Annotated in this window: 19 protein-coding genes and 2 pseudogenes; 9 read left to right on the top strand and 12 right to left on the bottom strand. The window is 67.9% G+C overall.

The genetic code is table 11. The features are described 5' to 3' along the window. Positions 1-58 precede the first annotated feature (58 nt). From ACQKDV_RS06650 to ACQKDV_RS06625, 6 genes are all read right to left on the bottom strand, one after another. The gene (locus ACQKDV_RS06650) at positions 59-1,483 is read right to left on the bottom strand and encodes an RNA polymerase factor sigma-54 (protein WP_427782972.1); all 1,425 of its coding nucleotides are present in this window, start codon (positions 1,481-1,483) and stop codon (positions 59-61) included. A gap of 40 nt (positions 1,484-1,523) precedes the next feature. After that, positions 1,524-2,243: an LPS export ABC transporter ATP-binding protein gene (gene lptB / locus ACQKDV_RS06645; RefSeq protein WP_427782971.1), complete on the bottom strand. Its 720-nt coding sequence runs from the start codon at positions 2,241-2,243 to the stop codon at positions 1,524-1,526. Further along, positions 2,243-2,761, bottom strand: coding sequence for a lipopolysaccharide transport periplasmic protein LptA (gene lptA / locus ACQKDV_RS06640; protein ID WP_427782970.1), 519 nt, complete (start codon positions 2,759-2,761; stop codon positions 2,243-2,245). Before lptA ends, lptB begins: the two co-directional genes overlap by 1 nt. Before the next feature lie 104 nt (positions 2,762-2,865). After that, positions 2,866-3,441, bottom strand: a complete 576-nt coding sequence (lptC, locus tag ACQKDV_RS06635; RefSeq protein ID WP_427782969.1) for an LPS export ABC transporter periplasmic protein LptC — start codon at positions 3,439-3,441, stop codon at positions 2,866-2,868. Continuing rightward, positions 3,438-3,986: a KdsC family phosphatase gene (locus tag ACQKDV_RS06630; RefSeq protein ID WP_427782968.1), complete on the bottom strand. Its 549-nt coding sequence runs from the start codon at positions 3,984-3,986 to the stop codon at positions 3,438-3,440. The genes lptC and ACQKDV_RS06630 overlap by 4 nt, the downstream gene beginning before the upstream one ends. A gap of 65 nt (positions 3,987-4,051) precedes the next feature. After that, the gene (locus ACQKDV_RS06625) at positions 4,052-5,053 is read right to left on the bottom strand and encodes a KpsF/GutQ family sugar-phosphate isomerase (RefSeq protein WP_427782967.1); all 1,002 of its coding nucleotides are present in this window, start codon (positions 5,051-5,053) and stop codon (positions 4,052-4,054) included. A gap of 54 nt (positions 5,054-5,107) precedes the next feature. Here ACQKDV_RS06625 and ACQKDV_RS06620 point away from each other — a divergent pair. The 3 genes and pseudogenes from ACQKDV_RS06620 to ACQKDV_RS06610 all read left to right on the top strand — a co-directional run. Beyond that, positions 5,108-5,323, top strand: a pseudogene (locus tag ACQKDV_RS06620) (BolA family protein); the annotation flags it as partial. A 19-nt stretch (positions 5,324-5,342) separates the two neighbouring features. Continuing rightward, positions 5,343-5,738 (top strand): annotated as a pseudogene (locus ACQKDV_RS06615) (transketolase-like TK C-terminal-containing protein); the annotation flags it as partial. Between the two features lie 6 nt (positions 5,739-5,744). Next, the gene (locus tag ACQKDV_RS06610) at positions 5,745-6,056 is read left to right on the top strand and encodes a HigA family addiction module antitoxin (RefSeq protein ID WP_427782974.1); all 312 of its coding nucleotides are present in this window, start codon (positions 5,745-5,747) and stop codon (positions 6,054-6,056) included. A gap of 25 nt (positions 6,057-6,081) precedes the next feature. Here ACQKDV_RS06610 and ACQKDV_RS06605 read toward each other — a convergent pair whose 3' ends face one another. The 3 genes from ACQKDV_RS06605 to ACQKDV_RS06595 form a co-directional block, all read right to left on the bottom strand. Continuing rightward, entirely contained in the window at positions 6,082-6,630 is a 549-nt protein-coding gene (locus ACQKDV_RS06605) for an NADAR family protein (RefSeq protein WP_427782966.1), read from the bottom strand. A gap of 91 nt (positions 6,631-6,721) precedes the next feature. Further along, positions 6,722-8,674, bottom strand: coding sequence for an acetyl-CoA hydrolase/transferase C-terminal domain-containing protein (locus ACQKDV_RS06600; RefSeq protein ID WP_427782965.1), 1,953 nt, complete (start codon positions 8,672-8,674; stop codon positions 6,722-6,724). A gap of 34 nt (positions 8,675-8,708) precedes the next feature. Next, positions 8,709-9,266: a flavin reductase family protein gene (locus ACQKDV_RS06595; protein ID WP_427782964.1), complete on the bottom strand. Its 558-nt coding sequence runs from the start codon at positions 9,264-9,266 to the stop codon at positions 8,709-8,711. Between the two features lie 118 nt (positions 9,267-9,384). Here ACQKDV_RS06595 and ACQKDV_RS06590 point away from each other — a divergent pair, with 118 nt between their 5' ends. Genes ACQKDV_RS06590 through ACQKDV_RS06580 form a run of 3 tightly spaced genes read left to right on the top strand, consistent with a single transcriptional unit; the run spans position 9,385 to position 11,568 of the window. Further along, positions 9,385-9,750, top strand: coding sequence for a BlaI/MecI/CopY family transcriptional regulator (locus ACQKDV_RS06590; protein WP_427782963.1), 366 nt, complete (start codon positions 9,385-9,387; stop codon positions 9,748-9,750). Beyond that, positions 9,743-10,996 carry a M56 family metallopeptidase gene (locus ACQKDV_RS06585; RefSeq protein WP_427782962.1) on the top strand — a complete coding sequence of 418 codons (1,254 nt, stop codon included), beginning with the start codon at positions 9,743-9,745 and terminating at the stop codon, positions 10,994-10,996. The genes ACQKDV_RS06590 and ACQKDV_RS06585 overlap by 8 nt, the downstream gene beginning before the upstream one ends. 8 nt (positions 10,997-11,004) lie before the next feature. Then, positions 11,005-11,568 carry a hypothetical protein gene (locus ACQKDV_RS06580; protein WP_427782973.1) on the top strand — a complete coding sequence of 188 codons (564 nt, stop codon included), beginning with the start codon at positions 11,005-11,007 and terminating at the stop codon, positions 11,566-11,568. 58 nt (positions 11,569-11,626) lie between these two features. Here the strand turns inward: ACQKDV_RS06580 and ACQKDV_RS06575 are convergent, their stop codons facing one another. From ACQKDV_RS06575 to ACQKDV_RS06565, 3 genes are all read right to left on the bottom strand, one after another. After that, a complete protein-coding gene (locus ACQKDV_RS06575) occupies positions 11,627-12,427 on the bottom strand; it encodes an MBL fold metallo-hydrolase (RefSeq protein WP_427782961.1) in 801 nt (266 codons plus the stop codon). Between the two features lie 10 nt (positions 12,428-12,437). Beyond that, complete coding sequence (locus ACQKDV_RS06570; protein WP_427782960.1) at positions 12,438-13,256, bottom strand: S1/P1 nuclease; 819 nt, start codon at positions 13,254-13,256, stop codon at positions 12,438-12,440. A gap of 205 nt (positions 13,257-13,461) precedes the next feature. Next, on the bottom strand, positions 13,462-14,091 hold the full coding sequence (locus ACQKDV_RS06565) for an OmpW/AlkL family protein (RefSeq protein ID WP_427782959.1): 630 nt from the start codon (positions 14,089-14,091) through the stop codon (positions 13,462-13,464). Positions 14,092-14,283: 192 nt separating this feature from the next. Here ACQKDV_RS06565 and gap point away from each other — a divergent pair, with 192 nt between their 5' ends. From gap to ACQKDV_RS06550, 3 genes are all read left to right on the top strand, one after another. Continuing rightward, positions 14,284-15,288 carry a type I glyceraldehyde-3-phosphate dehydrogenase gene (gap, locus tag ACQKDV_RS06560; RefSeq protein WP_427782958.1) on the top strand — a complete coding sequence of 335 codons (1,005 nt, stop codon included), beginning with the start codon at positions 14,284-14,286 and terminating at the stop codon, positions 15,286-15,288. 126 nt (positions 15,289-15,414) lie between these two features. Then, positions 15,415-18,078 carry a DUF2339 domain-containing protein gene (locus tag ACQKDV_RS06555; RefSeq protein WP_427782957.1) on the top strand — a complete coding sequence of 888 codons (2,664 nt, stop codon included), beginning with the start codon at positions 15,415-15,417 and terminating at the stop codon, positions 18,076-18,078. After that, entirely contained in the window at positions 18,075-19,457 is a 1,383-nt protein-coding gene (locus tag ACQKDV_RS06550; protein WP_427782956.1) for a DUF3999 domain-containing protein, read from the top strand. The genes ACQKDV_RS06555 and ACQKDV_RS06550 overlap by 4 nt, the downstream gene beginning before the upstream one ends. Positions 19,458-19,817: the final 360 nt, after the last annotated feature.

The following is a 19,817-nucleotide window of genomic DNA, read 5'->3' as shown; positions in this document are numbered from 1 at the left end:
TGGTGGCAGACAGCGTGTTGGTGCCGGCCGCCTGGTTGCTGCACACCGGGAAGGCGCGTCAAGCGATTCTGACCCTTTCGTGCGAGGCGGAGATGTTCATGGCTTCACGATACTTCGCCACGGTGCGCCGCGCTACTGGGATTCCCGACGTTTTCAGCAGGTCAGCCAGCTTGGCGTCAGAAAGCGGCTTGCGTGGGTTTTCGTCATCGATCAGGCGGCGGATCATCGCCTGGATGGCGGTGCTGGAGGCTTCGCCACCGCCTTCTGTGTCGATGCCCGAGGCGAAGAACGCGCGCAATGGCAGGGTGCCGCGCGGCGTACGCACGTGCTTGCGGGCAATCGCCCGCGAGACGGTGGATTCGTGCAGGCCCAGCTCGGCGGCAACTTCGCGCAGGGTAAGCGGGCGCAGCGCCTGTTCACCGAATTCCAGGAAGCCGGCCTGCTGCTGGATCAGGCTGCGTACCACCCGCAGCAGGGTTTCACCGCGCGCCTGCAGGCCCTTGAGCAGCCAGCGCGCTTCCTGCAGCTGGGCACGCAGGTAACCGGCGTCGGCCTCGCCACAGCGGCGGATCATCTGTTCGTAGCCACGGTGGATGACCACTCTGGGCCCGGCATGGGCGGCCAGTGCGGCGCGCCAGAGCCCGTTCTGTCGCCACACCACAACGTCCGGCACCACATAGGTGTCCTGTGCCAGCGGCGCGATCTGGGTGCCGGGGCGGGGGTCCAGCGAGCGCAGCAGGGCGACTGCTGTCTCGACCTCGGCCAGCGGCCGCTTCAGTTCCTGGGCCAGGCCGGCCACGCCGCTGCGCGGCAGGCGCTCCAGCGGGCCGGCGGCCACCTGCCGGGCCAGCGCCAGGCCGGGCGTGTCGGCGGGCAGCACGTCAATCTGCAACTGCAGGCATTCGCCCAGGCTGCGCGCTGCCACGCCCACCGGGTCGAAGCGCTGCACCTGGTGCAGCACCGTCAGGATCTCGTCTTCACCGGCATGGATGGCCGGCAGCAGGGTCTCGGCGATGGTCGCCAACGGCTCGCGCAGGTAGCCGTCTTCTTCCAGCGCATCGATCAGCGCGGCACCGATGCTGCGGTCGCGCATAGACAGGTGCGACAGGTGCAGCTGCCACAGCAGGTGGTCGGCCAGGGTCTCCACTTCGGCCACCCGCTCGGCGGCGCTGCCGGTGTCTTCATCGTCGTCGAAACTGCCGCTGCTGCCAGGGTTGTTCCAGTCCAGCTCGGCCGGGGCCCAGTCGTCGCTGCTGGACGCGGCCGGTTCGGGCGGCGCATCGCTGTCGGCGCCGGGGGCGCCGCCGCTGGCGTCATCGCCGTCGCTGCTGTCATCCCAGTCCAGCAGCGGGTTGCTTTCCACCGCCTGGGCGATTTCCAGCTCCAGCTCGGTGGTGGACATCTGCAGCAGCTTGATCGCCTGCTGCAGCTGTGGTGTCAGCACCAGCTGCTGTCCCAACGATGTCTGCAGCCGAGTCTTCATGCCTGTGCCGGAACGGAGGGGATGGGCCCGGCGGCCGCGGTCACAGCTTGAAGGAATCTCCAAGGTAGACGCGACGGACGTCGGCGTTGTCCAGGATCGCCTCCGGCGAGCCCTGGGCCAGTACGGTGCCCTCAGCGAGGATATACGCGCGGTCGCAGATTCCCAAGGTTTCGCGCACGTTGTGGTCGGTGATGAGCACACCGATGCCGCGCTGCTTGAGGTGGGTGACGATGCGCTGGATCTCGCCGACCGAGATCGGATCGACGCCGGCAAAGGGTTCGTCGAGCAGGATCAGGCGCGGCTTGGCGGCCAGTGCGCGGGCGATCTCGCAGCGGCGGCGTTCGCCACCGGACAGGCTGGCGCCAAGCTGGTCGGCCACGTGGCCCAGCTGCAGTTCGTCCAGCAGGCTGTTGAGCTCGCGTTCGCGGCCGGCCGCATCCAGGTCGTCGCGCAGTTCCAGCACCAGGCGCAGGTTGTCGGCCACGGTCAGCTTGCGGAACACCGACGGTTCCTGCGGCAGGTAGCCTACGCCCTGCTTGGCGCGCGTGTACATCGGGTCGCCGGTGATGTCCTGGCCGTCCAGCACGATGCTGCCGGCATCGGCTTCGACCAGGCCCACGATCATGTAGAAGCAGGTGGTCTTGCCGGCGCCGTTGGGGCCGAGCAGGCCGACCACTTCACCGGCATCGAGGGTCAGCCCGAAGTCCTTGACGACTTCGCGCTGCTTGTACTTCTTGCGCAGGCCCTTGGCGACAAGCATTACTTCCTGCTCCCGGCCGCCGGCGCTGCAGGCGTCTTGTTCTTGGGCGGAATGACGGTACGCACGCGGCTGCCGTCGCCACCGGAATTCATTTCGCCGGTACGGGTGTTGTAGACCATGCGCTGGCCGGCGTTGGTGCCGCGCGCGCTGGTCACCTTGTAGTTGCCGGTGAGGGTGATGATCTCGCTCTTGATGTCGTAGTCGATCTTGTCGGCCACCGCGTCCATCCAGGTGCCGTCATCGAGCTGCTGCTTCATCTTGGCCTGCTTGCCGGTGAACACGGCACGCACGGCCTCGCCGTCCTTCATGTAGATCTCGGCTTCGGACGAACGCAGGTCCAGCGAGCCCTGGGTGATGACGACCCCCTGCGACAGCGTGGTCTTGCCGTCGCCGGTGAGGTTGCCGGCCTGTGCGCCGGCATCGATGTTCATGGGCTCGTTGCGGTCGGTGGACTTGGCCTGCGCGAAGGCGGGGACCAGGAGACCAAGGGCGAGCACGGCAGCAAAGGGAATCTTCATCGGGGTCCGTTCTACCGGTGAGGCTGCCCGGTCAGGCCGGGCGGCGGGTGGGGGCTGCGGCCCTGCGCCAGTCGCATTGTCGACGTCGCAGGCCAGCGGCGGAATCAGCGTTGGGGCGTGTAGCGGCCCTTGGACTGGCTGAGGAAATGATACGTGTTGTTCTTCGAATCCACCTCGAACCCGACGCCGGACTGTTCCATGCCCGGGCGGGTCATGGTGACCCGTGCATCGGTGCGGGCGCGGCTTTCCTTCGGGAACACGTCCAGATGGTCGGTGCGGAAGGTGGTGGGCACCACGCCGGGGGCGGCCGGGCTGTCGCCGGAAACGTCACCGCGCAGCTTCATCTGGTCGCCCTTGGCGCTGAGCCAGCCGGTCTGCGAGCGCAGGGTCCAGTGCTGGCCGTCCTTGTCGGGCATCTCGAACAGCGGGGTGGTGATGGTGATGGTCTGGTCGCCGCGCTGGCGTTCCAGCAGCGGCGCGCGCAGGGTGGTCGATTCCTTGCCCTGTTCATCCAGTGCCACGATCTGGAAGTCATGCAGGATGTAATCCACGCCGACGTCCTGGCCGGCCTGCACCGGGCCCTTGTCGCGGTTGCGCAGGGCGGCCCAGCTGCTCAACAGGGCCGCCAGCAGCAGGCCGATACCGAGCACGGTGCGCCAGTTCAGCGCCGGAGCGTTCATGCGCCGAACCTCGCCAGCACCGCATCGATGTGCCCCTGCGCGGCCAGCAGCACGTCGCACAGCTCACGGGCAGCGCCACGGCCGCCGTCGCTGCGGGTCTTCCAATGCACGCGCTCGGCGATCCACGGGTGAGCGTTGGCCGGGGCCACCGCCAGGCCGACCGCGCCCAGCGGCGCCAGGTCCGGCAGGTCGTCGCCCATGAAGGCCACCTGGTCCAGGCCGATGCCGTGCTGGGCACACAGGGCCTGCACGCTGGCGAGCTTGTCGCCCACCGCGATCTGGGTGTCGACGCCCAGGTCAGCCCCGCGCCGCAGCGCCGACTGGCTGTTGCGCGCGGTGATCAGCACGGGGTGGATACCGTGCTGCTGCAGCAGTTTCAGACCCAGACCATCCTGCACGAAGTACGCCTTGCTCTCGTTGCCGTCCTTGTCGTAGTACAGCCGACCGTCGGTGAGGGTGCCGTCCACGTCGAAGCAGGCCAGGCGGATACGGGCCGCAGCGGCGTGCAGGTGGGCGGGGAAGGCGGGCAGGGGGGACCAGGGCATCAGGGCATCAGGCTCGATTGGGACGGGTGCGGGGTACAGTCTGAATGGGGTCTACCGACTCTCGGTTAAACCACCCGGGCCCGCAACAGGTCATGAATGTTCAGCGCGCCGACCGCGCGGCCCTGGTCATCGACCACGATCAGGCCGTTGATCTTGTGGGTTTCCATCAGTCTTGCCGCTTCCACGGCCAGCTGGTCGGCCCCGATGGTGCGCGGGTTGCGTGTCATCACCTCGGCGATCTTCGCCGTGCGCACGTCCAGTTCAGTGTCCAGTGCGCGGCGCAGGTCGCCGTCGGTGAACAGGCCGATCAGGACGCCCTGGGCGTCGACCACGGCGGTCATGCCCAGCCGCTTGCGGCTCATTTCCACCAGCGCCTGGCTGAGGCTGGCCTCGGCATCGACCTTGGGCAGCTCTTCGCCGCTGTGCATCACGTCGGTGATGTGCAGCAGCAGGCGGCGGCCGAGGCTGCCGGCCGGGTGCGAGCGGGCGAAATCGTCGGCGGTGAAGCCACGCGCGTCGAGCAGCGCTACGGCCAGCGCATCGCCCATCGCCAGCGAGGCGGTGGTGCTGGAGGTCGGTGCAAGCGCCAGCGGGCAGGCCTCGGCCGGCACGCTGACGTCCAGGTGCACGTCGGCGGCCTTGGCCAGGCTGGACTGCGGCCGGCCGGTCATGGAAATCAATACGTTACCCTGGCGCTTGAGCACCGGCAGCAGCATCAGCACTTCGTCCGATTCGCCCGAATAGGACAGGGCCAGCACCACGTCGTCCTCGGTGATCATGCCCAGGTCGCCGTGTCCGGCCTCGCCTGGGTGCACGTAGAACGCGGGCGTGCCGGTGGAGGCCAGGGTGGCGGCGATCTTGCGCGCTATATGCCCGGACTTGCCCATGCCGGTGGCGACCACCCGGCCGTGGCTGCCGAGAATGGCCTGGCAGGCCTTCTGGAACGCCTCGCCCAGCCCGCTGGCGACGGCCTGCAGCGCCTGCTGCTCGATCTCGAACACGCGGCGGCCGCTGGCGACCAGGGCGGCAGGATCGACGGAACGGGGGGGCAGGGAGGACTCGGCCATGCGGATGCCACGCAGCGGAAGTAGAATGAGGGTTCATTTTATTAGGAAAGCCCGTTGGACGCCGACACCATCCGCAACCTGATCGAAACCGGCCTGCCGGGCGCGCGCGCCGATGTGCGTGGCGACGATGGCGTGCATTTCGAAGCGACCGTGGTCTGCGAGGCCTTCGCCGGCAGGATGCCGCTGGCCCGCCACCGGATGGTCTATGCCACCCTGGGCGACCTGATGGCCACCGCACCGCGGTGGCTGGCGGGGATGCTGATGCGGCCGTTGCCGTCCAGCTCCATAGCAGATCGCCCGGATCGAGCGCGGTGGCTACGTGCTGGCCGATGCCGCCGGTACCCCGGATGTGATCCTGATCGCCACCGGCTCGGAAGTCTCGCTGGCCACCGAAGCCAAGGCCCAGCTGGATGCAGCCGGCCTGAAGACCCGCGTGGTCTCGATGCCGTCCACCGACGTGTTCCTGCGCCAGGACGCCGCCTATCGTGAATCGGTGCTGCCCAACGCCGTGCGCAAGCGCGTGGCGATCGAAGCTGGCGTCACCGGTTTCTGGCGCCAGTTCGTCGGCCTGGACGGTGCGGTGATCGGTATCGATACCTTCGGTGCCTCGGCCCCGGCCGACAAGCTGTTCAAGCACTTCGGCATCACCACCGACCACGTGGTGGCAGCGGCCAAGGCGCTGTAAGCAGCCCTGCAGAGCAGGAAAGCGAAAGGCCGGCGCAAGCCGGCCTTTCTCGTTGGCAGTCGCTGCGCGAGGACGGACATCCTGCCCGCAATCAACATGTCCATCAGTGCGCTCGCTCTCCACCCGGGTTACTCACGAGGGCAGCTGTCGACGATCATCAACGGCCATGCTGGCATTTCCGCAGAGCTTGCGTACCGCCTGGAGCTGGCTGGCCTGGGAAACGCACGGATGTGGTTGGCGATGCAGGCGGCCTATGATCTGTGGCAGGCAGAACATCGCGAGCACCCTCCGATCAGGCGTCTGTATCCCAGCCAGTAGATCCACGCCATGCGTGGATTGCCCTTTACATCGCCTCGCGCACGTCCATCAATGCAAACCCCAGCAGGTTCAATCCGCGCCACTGCGCCGGGTTGTGTGCATCGGCGTGGTCCTTGGCCAGACCGATGCCCCAGATGAAATCCACCGGGCTGGCTTCGACCAGCACCCGGCCTTCGGTCGTGCGCAGGAATGCACCCAGTTCTGGGTTCTGCGCGAACTTGGCCGTGTTGCCTTCCACCACCAGGTCGTAGCGGGCCTGCGCCCAGCGCGTTTCATCGAAGCCTTCGATCTGGCGGCCGAGTGCCTTGGCCTTGTCCGGCGTGGTGCTGGCGATGATCTTCTCAAGCAGAACGGTGGCGCCGAACAGGCGTGCCTTTCCGGCCATCATGTAGTGCTCGGCCGTGCGGTAGTGCACGCCATCAATCTCGAAGCCGGCGTCATACCACTGGCTGAAACACGATGCGGAAACACCGCTGCGCGGCGGCTGGTGGCCCCAGAAGCAGAGGTAACGCAGGTCTTCGCCTGCCGCCTGGCGCTGCTGCAGATCATGCAGGAAACGGGAATCGTCGTTCATCGTCACAGGATACCGCGCCCCCAAAAAGGGGACGGAGGGGATTAAGTCGTTTGTGCACAAACGACTTAATCCCCTCCGTCCCCTTTTTGCTTCAGGCAGTGCGGGCCAGCGCCAGGCGCAGCAGCCGTGCGTTCACGCGCTCGCCGAGGTCCTTCGGTGCCTGCAGACCCATGCGCTGCAGATACACCGCGTCGCCATCACCCGCTGGCTGGCGCAGCGCCGCCCACAGCGTGCGCAGGGTGTCGCCGCGCGTCTGCGTGTGCGATTTCAGCCAGCCCAGCGCCTTTACCAGCACCTGCTCGATCTCGTTGAAGTCGCTGCCCAGCGGGTAGTCGGGCAGGGTGCCATCGGCGCGGAACGGTGCCAGCGCCGCTGCCAATGCCTGCGGGGTGTTGCGCTGTTCGCGCGCTGGGTCAGGGTGCCGCCCGGTGCGCAGCTTGCGCGAGGCATACGCCTGCTGCAGCAGTCCGGCCTGGAACGGCGCTTCGGTGATCGCTGTCATCGCCCGCACGCAGTCTTCGTCGGTCAACCCGCGCAGATCGGCAATGCCGTACTCGTTGAGGTAGATGTCGCGCAGGTGGCGCGCAATGGTGGTGTGCCCGTAGTTCCACCGCACGTTCGATGCGCGTTGGCCCTTGTCATCCCGCGCGGCGCGGAACATCAGCACGCTGCGCGCCTCGGGCAGGGCATGGGCCATCGCCACGAAGTTGTATTGGCCGCCCACGCCGGACACCACGCGGCCATCGTCCAGTGCATCGGAAACGGCCGCGCCCAGTGCGGTGGCCATCATGCAGGAATTGAAGAAGCGCGCATGCCGCCGCTGCAGGCGCTCCAGCGTCTCGTTGCCGCCATACAGCTGGTTGATCTGGCTGATGCGGCGCATGCCGATGGCGCGGCATTCGTCCTCGGGCAGTGTGCGCAGCCATTCGTAGAACTCGGGCGAGCCCAGATAGAACGCGCCGTGCAGGTACTCGCCTTCGGCGTCCAGCGTGGCAAGGTCGATGGACAGTGTGCTGCCATTCTCGATGCGCTGCATCAGCGCCAGGTCGTCGTGCACCTTGCGCTTGATGACGCCGGTCTGCACCAGCCGCCGGAAGCCCTCGTTGAGCATTTCGCTGCAGCCATACAAGCCCACTTCGAAGGGATCGAGCCCGCCGATCTCCTGCACCAGCGGGTGGCTGGCCAGCTGCGGGTCCAGCGCATTCAGTACGCGGCGGTAGCGCGCGTTGTCGGTATGGCGCAGCACCAGCGCATGGCTGAGGGCGTCAGCCAGCGTGCCGATGCCGATCTGCAACGTGCCGCCGTCGCGCACCAGGGTGCTGGCGTACAGGCCGATGGCGTAGTCGGCATCGGCCACCGGCTGCCGTGGCAGGCCGAACAGCGCCGGGTACGGCGGTGGCGGGGTGATGACCAGATCGAAGAAGGACACATCCACCGTGGCCGTGCCACCCAGATAGGGCAGCTGCGGATCGATCTCGGCCACCAGCAACGGTCGCGGCAGGCCGCGCGCGGCCATCGCATCCAGCGTGTCCTGGGTGATGTCGTTGTTGCACGACAGCGAGAGCCGGCGATCATCCGGGCGCATCGCCACCTTCTGCACGATCACCTGCGGGGCGCGCTGGGCCACGGCATCGGCGGCATGGGTGTAGTTCAGGCTGGTGTAGCTGGACTGCGCCTGGCGCGAGCCGAGCAGCGCACCGGACTGCATGTAGAACTCCTCCACTTCCACGTGCGGCGGCAGCGCATCGCGGGCAATCGCATCGGCGTAGGCCAGGCGCGGGAAATCCTCACCGAAATGACGCTGCACGAACGGCGCCATGAACCGCGCCTCCAGGCCATCACCGCGCGCCTTGGGCGGGTTCAGCGACAGCGCGGTGTACAGCTGCAGCGGCCGCGATGGATCCCCTTCCACCCGCGTATACAGCGCATTGAGCAGCCGGTGCGGCTTGCCCAGTGCCAACGGTGCCCCCACCCGCAACGGCCCTTCCACGCGCGCAAACAACCAGTCGACGGCGGCGTCCAGGTCGGTGAGGTGTTCGGTCATGCGGGGCGGTCCTGCGTGTGGGGGAATGCTGGCATTACAGCATGTCGGGCTTGAACCGCCGTCGACGCGAGACTTCGGCGCCGGCCACCATGAACTGCCCATCGCCGCGGTAGTGCACCGTGCGCGGCAGCTTCGGCCGTGGCGCTACGTGTGCGCGCACGATTTCCCAGATGAACAGGTTGTTCGATGCCACCTGGCTGTCGTCGTACAAGCGGCATTCGAAGTTCGAGTGGCATTGCCCGACCAGTGGCGCGCCGACCTCGCGTGCGGGCAGCGCGTCGAGCCCGAACCGGGCGAACTTGTCGACCTCGCGACCGCTGCAGTTGCCGATGTCGACCACGGTATCGAGCAGCTCCACGCCGGGTACGTTGATCACGCACTGCCGGCTGTCGCGGGCCAGGGCAAAGCTGTGGTTCTCGTTCCAGATGTAGGTGGCCAGCAGCGACGGCGAGAAGCCCATCACCATGTGCCAGCCCATCGTCATCAGGTTGCGCTGGCCGCGCCAGGCGGTGCTGACCAGCACGATCGGGCCGGGTTCGAGGAAGCGGCGGGCCTGCTCGACCGGGAAGTCCTTCTTGGGCAGCGCTTTCATCCGAAGCCTGGGGTGGGAGGAACCGATGCTGGCGCAGCCGGGATGAACCCGGAGTCGAGGGGCTTGACAGGGAGGTCGATTACGCGCGTAATCAAATTGTCGATTACGGATGTAAACCATGACCCCGATCAGCGAAGCCGAAGCCGTTGTGATGGAGGTGCTGTGGCAGCACGCACCGCGTAGTGCCGATGAGGTGGTGGCCGCGCTTGCCCATCGCGACTGGGCCGAGCCGACCATCAAGACCCTGCTCAACCGCCTGCTGACCAAGGGCGCGATTGCCGCCGAGCGCGATGGACGGCGCTATCTGTATCGGCCGCTGCTGCAGCGCCAGGCCTGGGTGGAGGCGCAGAGCCAGGACTTCATCGGGCGCGTCTTCGAGGGACGCGTGGCGCCACTGGTGGCGCACTTCAGTGAACGTGGACAGCTGAGCGCGCAGGACATTGCCGAACTGAAGAAGCTGATCCAGGAGCTGGACCATGACTGAGCTGCTCGACGGACTGTGGCGGGCCAGCCTGTGGCTGGCGGTGGGCGTGCTGCTGCTGGCGGCGCTGCGACCGCTGCTGGTGAGCCTGGGCGGCGCCGGGCTGGCCTATCGCAGCTGGTGGCTGCTGCCGTTGCTGCTGGTGACCTTGCTGCTGCCATTGCCACAGGCTGCGGTGTTGCAGCACGTGCCGACAGTGGCGCTGGAAGTGGTGCCGGGGGCCGTGGATGGAGTGACCGGGCAATCACTGCCGTGGGCCCTGCTGTTGCTGTTGGCATGGGCGCTGGGGACAGGCATCTGCCTGCTGCGCGACCTGCGTGCGCAGCGCCGTTTCGAACGCAGCATGGGCCCACTGCGTGCGCGTGCCGATGGCAGCTGGCAGGCCAGCGGCGATCCCGGGCTGCCGGCGCTGGTTGGCCTGTGGCGGCCGCGCATCGTGGTCGGCCCGGCATTCGATCAGCAGTTCACTACACAGGAGCAGAACCTGATCCTGCAGCACGAGCGCAGCCATCGCCGCCATGGCGACCACTGGGCCAACGGCGCGCTGCTGCTGGTCCGCGCGGTGTTCTGGTTCCACCCGCTGCTGCCGTGGGCCGCACGCCGCTTCCTGCGCGACCAGGAACTGGCCTGCGATGCCCGCACCATCGGCCCGCAGCCTGCGCTGCGCGGCCTCTATGCCAGCACGCTGCTGAAGGCGCAGCTGGTCCACCCGGTTGCGCCAGCGGTCTGCCATTGGCGCAGCCAACCCGTGTTGAAGGAGCGTATCGCCATGTTGAAGCAGTCGAAGCGGAAGGCATTGCCGAAGGTGTCCGGCCAGGTGTTGCTGGTGGGCGTGTGCATGGGTATTGCGGCGCTGGCCTGGGCCAGTCAGGGCGTGGCGACGGCGCCACCCTCGATCAGCGCCGAGCCTTACCAGTACGCCCAGGCGGATGCCGCCAGGGACAGGCTGGACGCGCCGGTCCAGGTGCAGAACATGGCACCGCCGAGCTACCCCGTTGGCGCGTTCGAGAAGGGCCAGACCGGTGTGGTGAAGCTGATCGTGGCGGTGAATGAGAAAGGCGTGGCCACCGATGTGCGTGTGGAAAGTGCGACCAACCCCAGTGTGTTCGAGGCCGCGTCGATCGCGGCGGCGCGCAGCTGGACGTTCAAGCCGGCGATGAAGGACGGCAAGCCGGTGGCCGCCAAGCTGCGCATTCCGATCACCTTCGCCATGGACAACACCGACGCCACCAGTGGCCAGACGCAGTGACGGCCAGACTGAAGCGCGCACCGCTGTGCATCGCCGCGGTGCTGCTGGCCGGCTGTGCCAGCCAGGAAAAGCTGACCACCGTCGATACGCGCAACGAGAGCGTTGGCCATCAGCGGCTGCAGCCCGATGCCGGCGGTGGGGCGGGGCATATCCAGCCCTACACGCTGGCCGCCAGCGAGGGCTACCGGATGCCGCAGCTGTACGCGGCACCGGACCCGGTGGTGGGCGAGAGCGATCCGCGCACCTCGCTGCCACCAACCACGGTCTGCCTGCAGGTGGTGGTGGACGCGCAGGGGCGGGTTGAACGCAGCCACCCGCTGACCGACCGCAACGCATGCAGCGCAGGGGCGGTGGCGGAGAACCGGCCGCTGCTGCAGGCCGCACAGGACGCGGTGGCGCAGTGGAAGTACTCGTCAGCGGCGGTCTGCCGCTTCGCGCCCGGGAAGGCGCCCAAAGACCGCAGCGATTGCCAGGGGGCCGACAGCATCGAGCCGGTGGCGGTCACCCTGCAGTACGCCTTCACCTTCGAGATCGTGAAGGGCCAGCACGTGGTACGCACGCAGGGCCGGTAAGGGGGTAGCGCCGGGCCATGCCCGGCGGCGTTGACCCTTCAGATCCGCATCGCTGCTGTCAGGCCCCGCCCTGGATGTTGGCCTTCACTGCCGGCTGCATCAGCTTCGGTTCGGCCAGCGTGGCATCGCGCGCCTCACGGACGCTGACGAATGCCGCTTCATCCACACCGCCATGCACGTGGATGTTGTGCGCGCGCTGCGCACCGATGGTGGTTTCGTTGGCGAACGCACGGCCACCGGGGCCGTAGTCGTGGCAGACAAACACGCGGGTGGCATCAGGCAGCGCCAACAGGCGCTGGATCGAGCGGTACAGCTGCGCGGCATCGCCGCCCGGGAAGTCGCAGCGGGCGGTGCCCCCGTCGGGCATGAACAGCGAATCGCCGGTGAACAGCGCATCGTCGATCAGGTACGCGATGCTGTCGCTGGTATGGCCGGGCACCGCGATGATGTGACCCTGCAGCTGGCCCAGTGCAAAGGTCTCGCCATCGGCGAACAGGTGGTCGAAGACCGGTGGTTCATCGGCAAGCTGCAGGCCATAGCGCGGGGCGAAGGTGGCCTGCACCGCACGGATTCCTTCACCGATGGCCAGGGTGGCCTGCGGGAAGCGTGCTTTCAACCGGCGCCCGGCCGACACGTGGTCGGCGTGGGCATGGGTTTCCAGCAGCCAGCGCAGTTGCAGGCGCTGCTGCGCGATGGCCTGCAGCAGCGGGCGCACCGGCGCGTCACTGCTGGCATCGGTGTCCGGGTCGTAGTCCAGCACCGGGTCGATCAACGCGGCCTCCCGGCTGGCTGGATCGAAGACCAGGTAGCTGAAGGTGTTGCTGTCGGCGTGGAAGAAGGACTGGACCTGGAGCGGCATCGGAACCTCCTCAGTGCGTGCCGAGCACGCGGTTCAGCAGTTGTGCCAGATTTTCACCCGCCAGCCGCAGTTGGGCCTCGGCCACCGGGCGGTAGCGGGCGGTGTATTCATCGCCGATCTTGTGCGAGGCCGGGTATACGCCGGGCTGCACCGAAATGCGGCAGCTGGCTTCGGCCCAGGTCTGCGGGTCGCGCTGCGGATTGGACTGCCTAGCCAGCTTGGGCGCGGGCAGGGCGCGCAGCACCGGCAGGTAGCCAGCGTCATCGAGCTTGCGGGTGTTGAGCATGCCGCTGTCCCACAGCGAATGCAGATTGGTACCGCGGTTGCCGAACTGCAGCTGGAAGTCGTTGCCCCCCTTGTCGTGGCCGTAACCGGCATGCATCGGCTGGTGCAGGTCGCCCACCAGATGCACGACGAACTTGAGTGCCTGCAGGCGCTCGCCATCGGTCAGGCTGCGGTCGCCGAGGATGGCGCTCTGCGCCTTCAGCGCTTCAACGATGCAGTTGCCGCTCTTGCAGTGCTTCGGTGGTTCGTAATGGCAGCCGTCTTCGGCGATGTTGACATAGTGCCAGCTGGCGGAACGACGGCCCAGGCCGGGATCCTTGGCGCGCAGCTGGTCGGCCCACGGCGCGATGCTGGCCAGAGTGGCGCCCGGCTCGGTGGCGAGCAGGCGGTCGACCTCGGCGCGCGCGGTCGGGGTGAGGCGGGTGTCAGCCACTTCGGCTACGAGGCGGTGGCCTTGTGCGCCCCAGGCATGGGCGGGGGCGGACAGGGTCAGCAGGGCCGGGGCGAGGGCGGCAGCGAGGATCAGGGAGTGCAGGGCTTTCATGCGCACATTCTAGCCGGGCACGCAGGCGCCCGAATGACGCGTTGGGGGCAATCGCCATCTGTCGTTGACGGTAGCCGGGGGGCGACCAAGGGGGGAGGTTGTTGGCCTGGCCTGGCCTGGCGCTTCGTGCTGCTCGATGTTCCAGCGATGCAGCAAAAAAGCCCCGGCACACACACCGGGGCAACATGCTGCGAGGGTTTGTGGATCAGAACTTGAAGACGTACGACGCGCCATACACCAGCGGGTCGATGTTCACCGTGCCGATCTTCTGGCCGTCCAGCTTCACCTTGCTGTCGATGTCGATCCAGCGCATGTCCACGCGCAGGGCACCCTTCTCGCCGATCGCGAAGTCGATGCCCGCATGCGCGGCCAGGCCCCACGAATCCTGCAGCTTCAGCTTGCTGCCGGCCAGTGCGCCGGTGGTGTCCTCGCTGAAGAAGGTCGTGTAGTTCACGCCGGCGCCGACGAACGGCGAGACCTTGCCCTTGCTGTTGAAGTGGTACTGCAGGGTGACCACCGGCGGCAGCTGCTTGGTGCTGCCCACGCGGCCCAGGCCGTTGATGTTGATGTCGTGCTTGAACGGCAGCGCGGCCAGCACTTCCACGCCCAGGTTGTCGGCGATGAAGTATTCACCGGTGATGGTCGGCTTGACGTCGTTGTCCACGTCCACCTTCAGGGTGCCGCCGGCCAGCGAACCGTTGTTCGACTTCGGCGCGACCTGGTGGACGCCGGCCGATACGGTCCAGTCGCCCTTGGACTGGGCCATGGCCGGGGCGGCGGCCAGCGAGACAGCGGCGGCCAGGCCGGCCAGGATCAGGGGGAAGGTCTTGCGCATGGCGGTATCTCGTTGCGGGTTGGATGGGGCCAGTGTCGGCCTCACGCCGCGCTAACGCTTTGATCCGGATCAAATCCCCCCGGCGGCCCCTGCGGGCGGGGCGTCTGGCCTACGGTGGTCAGGTCCGGTTTGCTAGACTTGGGGGCCCTATCCATCCCGCCGCACCTGTCGCGGCTGCAGGAGCTTGTGAACATGGCAATCAAGGTTGGTATCAACGGTTTCGGTCGCATCGGACGCAACGTCCTGCGCTCGGCGGTGCTGAACTTCGGCGATGACATCGAAATCGTGGCCATCAACGATCTGCTGGAGCCGGACTACCTGGCGTACATGCTCAAGTACGACTCCGTGCATGGCCGCTTCAAGGCCGACGTGGCGGTGCAGGGTAACCACCTGCTGGTCAACGGCAAGAAGATCCGCCTGACCCAGGAACGCGACCCGGCCAACCTGAAGTGGGACGAGGTCGGCGCCGACGTGGTGCTGGAAGCCACCGGCCTGTTCCTGACCAAGGAAACCGCGCAGAAGCACATCGACGCGGGCGCGAAGAAGGTCATCCTGTCGGCCCCGTCGAAGGACGATACGCCGATGTTCGTGTTCGGCGTGAATGACAAGACCTACGCGGGCCAGGCGTTCATCTCCAACGCGTCGTGCACCACCAACTGCCTGGCCCCGCTGGCCAAGGTCATCAACGACAAGTGGGGCATCAAGCGCGGCCTGATGACCACCGTGCACGCGGCTACCGCCACCCAGAAGACCGTCGATGGCCCGTCCAACAAGGATTGGCGCGGTGGCCGTGGCATCCTGGAAAACATCATTCCCTCGTCCACCGGCGCGGCCAAGGCCGTCGGCGTGGTCATCCCGGAACTGAACAAGAAGCTGACCGGCATGAGCTTCCGCGTCCCGACTTCGGACGTGTCGGTGGTCGACCTGACCGTCGAGCTGGAAAAGGAAGCCACCTACGCCGAGATCTGCGCCGAAGTGAAGGCGCAGAGCGAAGGCGCGCTGAAGGGCATTTTGGGCTACACCGAAGACAAGGTGGTGGCCACCGATTTCGTCGGTGAAACCCACACCTCGGTGTTCGATGCCGACGCCGGTATCGCTCTGGATGGCACCTTCGTCAAGCTCGTGTCGTGGTACGACAACGAGTGGGGCTACTCGAACAAGTGCCTGGAAATGGCCAAGGTCGTCGCCGCCAGGTAAGGCCGGCGAAGATCAAACACGGACCCCGGCCTGGCCGGGGTTCGTCGTTCATGGGGCCAGCCCTGTCGTAGCATGGGCCCGGTCGACCGCTGCCGCTGGGGCGCGGGAACGCAATGGAAGCACGCAATGGAAGCTCTGATCGCCCTGGTCGTACTGGTCCTGCTGGGCATCCCGCTGTTGCTGGTGGTGGCGCTGGTCATGATCGCCGGCCTGCGCCGCCGCGTCGCGGCGCTGGAAAGCGCGCTGGCATCCGCGCCTGCCTCCCGGCGGGCCGCTGCGACCACCGCCACCGAAGCGGCGCCTGCTCGGCCGGTGGTGACGCCTTCGGCCAGTGCCGATCCCCCGTTCCTGCGGCCGGTTGCGGCGGCGACACCACAACCGCCGCAGCCGCCGGCGCCTGAAGCCCCGCTCGCGCAGACGCCTGCGTCCCGTCCCGTCACGCCGGTACCGGTGGCGCCACCGCTGCCGGCCGAACCGGCATTGCCGAATTTCATCGAGCGTGGCATCGGCGCGGTCAAACGCTGGTTCACCGAAGGCAACGTGCCGGTGAAGATCGGCATGCTGGTGTTGCTGGCCGGCGTCGCCGCGTTGTTGAAGTACGTCAGCGACCAGGGCTGGCTGGTGCTGCCGATCGAACTGCGCCTGGCCGCGATCACCGTCGGCGCGCTTGGCCTGCTGGGCTTCGGCTGGCACCAGCGCGAACGCCGCCGGTTGTTCGCGCTGGCCCTGCAGGGCGGCGCCATCGGCGTGCTGCTGCTGACCATCTTCGCGGCGTTCAAACGCTTCGAACTCATCACTCCCGGCTTCGCCTTCGCCAGCTCGATCCTGCTGGTGGCGGGCCTGTGCGTGCTGGCCGTGGTGCAGAACTCGCGCACGCTGGCAGTGCTGGGCATCCTCGCCGGTTTCATGGCGCCGCTGTGGCTGTCCACCGGCAGCGGCAACCACGTGGGCCTGTTCAGCTATTACGCGGTGCTCAATGCGGGCATTTTCGCCATCGCCTGGTTCCGCCCATGGCGCGCGCTCAACCTGCTGGGCTTTGCTTTTACCTTTGGCATCGGCACGTTCTGGGGCGTCCTGCAGTACCGCGCGGACAAGTTCGCCAGCACCGAACCGTTCCTGCTGCTGTTCTTCGCCTTCTACCTGCTGATTCCGCTGTTGTACGCGCGCCGCCAGCCGGCCGAACGCCGCGATCTGGTCGATGGCAGCCTGGTGTTCGGCACGCCGCTGATCGCGTTTTCGCTGCAGGCCGGCATGCTGCACGAGCAGCCGATGACGCTGGCGCTGTGCGCGCTGGGCCTGGCGGCGGTCTATGCGTTGCTGGCACGTGCGCTGATCCATCGCGCGTCGTACAGCGTGCTGGCGCAGTCGCACGCGGTGCTGGCGGTGGGTTTTGCCACCCTCGCGGTGCCGCTGGCGCTGTCGGCGCGTGCCACCGGCGCGGTGTTCGCGCTGGAAGGTGCCGGCCTGGCGTGGCTGGGGCTGCGGCAGAAGCGCTGGCTGCCGCAGGTGGCTGCCGCGTTGCTGCAGCTCGGTGCTGCGTTCGCCTTCGTGGTGGGCGCCGACCACTGGCATGGCGACACCCGGTTCCTGCTCAACGCCACCGCCGTCGGCGCGCTGCTGCTGGCCGTGGCCGGCTTCGCCAGTGCCTGGAGCTACCAGCGCCGCGCGCGGCATGATGTGGCCTTGGTCTATTACCTGTGGGGCCTGCTGTGGTGGCTGGGCGGCTTTGTCCATGAAATCGTCCGCTTCATCGAGCACGCCGCAAAGGCCGATGCCCTGCTGGTGCTGGCGGCGGTGACCGCTTGGCTGGCTGCCGAGGTGCAGTGTCGGCAGCCAGCGCGTGCGCTGGGCATGACCGCGCTGCTGATGCTGGCGACGGCCTTCCCGCTGGCGCTGTTGCAGAGCGATGCACACCAGCAGCCGTTTGCCGGCTACGGTGCGCTGGGCTGGGCGGTGTTTGCGGTGCTGGGCGTGCGTACGCTGCTGTGCCTGCGCCAAGGTGGCGACGGCGTGGCCCGTATCGCCCAGTTCCTGTGGTGGTTGCTGTGGCCGTCGTTGTTGTCGCTGCTTGCGCTGTGGGGCGGCGATGCCGCGCAGCTGGCGCAGGGCTGGACTGCACTGCTGGTGACCCTGCCGTGGCTGCTGCTGGCGGCATTCTCGATGTGGCGCTGGACGTGGTTGCGCTGGCCGCTGGGTGACGCCTTCGATGCGGCGCGCATCGCGCTGCAGAGCGTGGTGTTCGGCGTGCTGGGCTGCGCCTGGGGGATCGGCATCAGCCTGGCCGGCGACGCCATGCCGCTGCCCTGGCTGCCGGTGCTCAATCCGGCCGAGCTGGCGCAGTGGCTGAGCCTGCTGCTGGCCGCGCGCTGGCTGTTCAGTGGCCAGGCGCCGGCAACGCTGCAGCGCCTGCGCGTGCCGGTATTGGCGCTGGGCGGTTTCATCGCCCTCACCAGCACCGTGCTGCACAGCGTGCACCAGTGGGGGGGCGTGGCCTGGGCACCGTCCATGGCCCGCGAAAGCCTGGCCCAGACCAGCCTCACCGTGCTGTGGAGCGTGCTGGGCGTGATCGCCTGGGTCTGGGGCTCGCGCCGTGGCCAGCGTGTGCTGTGGAAGGTCGGCGCCGTGCTGATGGCCGTGGTCCTGGCCAAGCTGGTGCTGATCGACCGCCAGCACCTGGGCAATCTGCTGGGCATCGCATCGTTCATTGCCTATGGCCTGCTCTGCACGGTCGTGGGCTACCTGGCGCCAGCGCCCCCTGCTGCTGCGCCTCCCGTCGAGGACACCCCATGAAGAAGTGGAGCACGGCACTGCTGCCGATGTTGCTGGCGCTGGCCGGCGTGGCATCCGCGCAGGCCACCGACTACCGCGCGCACTACGCCGAACAGTGGCCGTTGAGCCTGTCCAGCGCCCAGTCGGGCGCGTACCGCGTGGTGCTGGAACCGGCCATCTACCGCCGCGCCGGCCGTGCCGACCTGGGCGATCTGCAGGTATTCAACGCCGCCGGCCAGGCGCTGCCTTCGGCGTTGCTGGCACCGGACCAGCCACTGGCGCAGCCCCCGGTGCAGCGCGATCTGCCGTGGTTCGCACTGCCGCCGTTGGCCGAGGCGCAGCGCAACGATCTGCAGTTGCTGACCGAGCGCGATACCGATGGCCGCGTACGCCGGGTTGAAGCGCGCGTGGGCACCGGTGCGGGTGCCAGCGCGAACGGGCAGGGTGGCTGGCTGATCGATGCCAGCGTGATGGGCCAGCAGCCGGTGGCGGCGCTGGTGCTGGACTGGGCCGACAGCGGGCAGCCGCTGCAGGCGCAGGTGCAGCTGGATGCCAGCGACGACCTGCAGCACTGGCGGGCGGTTGCGCGCGATGTGCCGTTGGTGGATCTGCAGCGCGCCGGCAAGCGCCTGCTGCAGCGCCGCCTGCAGGTGGAGGGCAGCGCGCGCTACCTGCGCGTGCTGCCGCAGGGCGAGGCGCGCCTGCCGACCCTGCGCAGCGTGCTGGCCGAACTGCCGCCGGCCCCGGCGACGGTGCCGTGGGAATGGCTGTCGCTGGAACCCACGGCGACCGGCCAGGGCGAGTACACCTTTGAGCTGGACGGTCGTTTCCCGGTCAGCAAGGCCGATGTGGCCAGCACCGACAACAGCCTGGTGCAGTGGACGCTGTACAGCCGCGATGACCCGGCAGCCGAATGGCAGCGCCGCAGCGCACCGTGGATTGCCTACCAGGTGCAGCAGGGCGCCCCCGGCCAACGCCAGCAGTCGGCCGCGCAGCGCTTGGGCGGCATCTGGCGTGACCGTTACTGGAAGCTGGTGGCCAGCCCGGTGGAAACGGCCACCGCACCGACCCTGCGCCTGGGCTACCAGCCGGAAGTGATGGTGTTCCTGAGCCAGGGCGCGGCGCCGTATGCGCTGGCCGTGGGCAGCGCCACAGCACGTCGCGCCGAGGCGCCGATCGCGGTGCTGATCGAGGAACTGCGCCAGCGCAACGACCCGGCGTGGCAGCCGACGCTGGCGCGGCTGGAAGGCGCCCCGGAGACGCTGGCCGGCGATGCCGCGCTGAAGCCGCAGCACGACTGGAAGTCGTGGTTGCTGTGGGCGCTGCTGGGCCTGGGTGTACTGGTGGTGGGTGGCCTGGCGGTCAGCCTGCTGCGGCAGAAGCCCGCGCCTTCGGCGTAGGTGCCTGCGAACGGCGCAGCCCCTCGTGGGTGGACGCAAAACGCGATTCATGCGCTTGGTCGGGCGGGTGGGCTGGGCAGGGGACGCCGCAAGTACGTCCCTGTAGGCTTGGCCGCGGCATCCATGCCGCGGACACCCCTGCCCAGCCCACCCGCCCGACCTCTGACAGGTTCCGTGTGCGCCCACCCACGTAAAAGAAAAAAGAAGAGCAATAGCGGGTCGCGCGCTACGCGCACTCGCTGCGAGGTCAGATCCGTTTCCCGCACGAAAACGGATCTGACCCCATCTTTCTCCATCCGACATCAGAAAACGCTCTTGTCTTTGCCCTCCGCTCCGCCTCATGAGCCTGTCGAGGCCGGG

The organism is Stenotrophomonas sp. NPDC077659 (genome assembly GCF_050268705.1).
Classification (GTDB): domain Bacteria; phylum Pseudomonadota; class Gammaproteobacteria; order Xanthomonadales; family Xanthomonadaceae; genus Stenotrophomonas.
This window is presented reverse-complemented; position numbering and strand designations above follow the sequence as displayed.

What these genes read in the sequence shown, in the direction of transcription:
- ACQKDV_RS06650 (WP_427782972.1), bottom strand. Translation starts at nt 1,483, where the DNA reads ATGAAGACTCGGCTGCAGACATCGTTGGGACAGCAGCTGGTGCTGACA.
- lptB (WP_427782971.1), bottom strand. Translation starts at nt 2,243, where the DNA reads ATGCTTGTCGCCAAGGGCCTGCGCAAGAAGTACAAGCAGCGCGAAGTC.
- lptA (WP_427782970.1), bottom strand. Translation starts at nt 2,761, where the DNA reads ATGAAGATTCCCTTTGCTGCCGTGCTCGCCCTTGGTCTCCTGGTCCCC.
- lptC (WP_427782969.1), bottom strand. Translation starts at nt 3,441, where the DNA reads ATGAACGCTCCGGCGCTGAACTGGCGCACCGTGCTCGGTATCGGCCTG.
- ACQKDV_RS06630 (WP_427782968.1), bottom strand. Translation starts at nt 3,986, where the DNA reads ATGCCCTGGTCCCCCCTGCCCGCCTTCCCCGCCCACCTGCACGCCGCT.
- ACQKDV_RS06625 (WP_427782967.1), bottom strand. Translation starts at nt 5,053, where the DNA reads ATGGCCGAGTCCTCCCTGCCCCCCCGTTCCGTCGATCCTGCCGCCCTG.
- ACQKDV_RS06605 (WP_427782966.1), bottom strand. Translation starts at nt 6,630, where the DNA reads ATGAACGACGATTCCCGTTTCCTGCATGATCTGCAGCAGCGCCAGGCG.
- ACQKDV_RS06600 (WP_427782965.1), bottom strand. Translation starts at nt 8,674, where the DNA reads ATGACCGAACACCTCACCGACCTGGACGCCGCCGTCGACTGGTTGTTT.
- ACQKDV_RS06595 (WP_427782964.1), bottom strand. Translation starts at nt 9,266, where the DNA reads ATGAAAGCGCTGCCCAAGAAGGACTTCCCGGTCGAGCAGGCCCGCCGC.
- ACQKDV_RS06590 (WP_427782963.1), top strand. Translation starts at nt 9,385, where the DNA reads ATGACCCCGATCAGCGAAGCCGAAGCCGTTGTGATGGAGGTGCTGTGG.
- ACQKDV_RS06585 (WP_427782962.1), top strand. Translation starts at nt 9,743, where the DNA reads ATGACTGAGCTGCTCGACGGACTGTGGCGGGCCAGCCTGTGGCTGGCG.
- ACQKDV_RS06575 (WP_427782961.1), bottom strand. Translation starts at nt 12,427, where the DNA reads ATGCCGCTCCAGGTCCAGTCCTTCTTCCACGCCGACAGCAACACCTTC.
- ACQKDV_RS06570 (WP_427782960.1), bottom strand. Translation starts at nt 13,256, where the DNA reads ATGAAAGCCCTGCACTCCCTGATCCTCGCTGCCGCCCTCGCCCCGGCC.
- ACQKDV_RS06565 (WP_427782959.1), bottom strand. Translation starts at nt 14,091, where the DNA reads ATGCGCAAGACCTTCCCCCTGATCCTGGCCGGCCTGGCCGCCGCTGTC.
- gap (WP_427782958.1), top strand. Translation starts at nt 14,284, where the DNA reads ATGGCAATCAAGGTTGGTATCAACGGTTTCGGTCGCATCGGACGCAAC.
- ACQKDV_RS06555 (WP_427782957.1), top strand. Translation starts at nt 15,415, where the DNA reads ATGGAAGCTCTGATCGCCCTGGTCGTACTGGTCCTGCTGGGCATCCCG.
- ACQKDV_RS06550 (WP_427782956.1), top strand. Translation starts at nt 18,075, where the DNA reads ATGAAGAAGTGGAGCACGGCACTGCTGCCGATGTTGCTGGCGCTGGCC.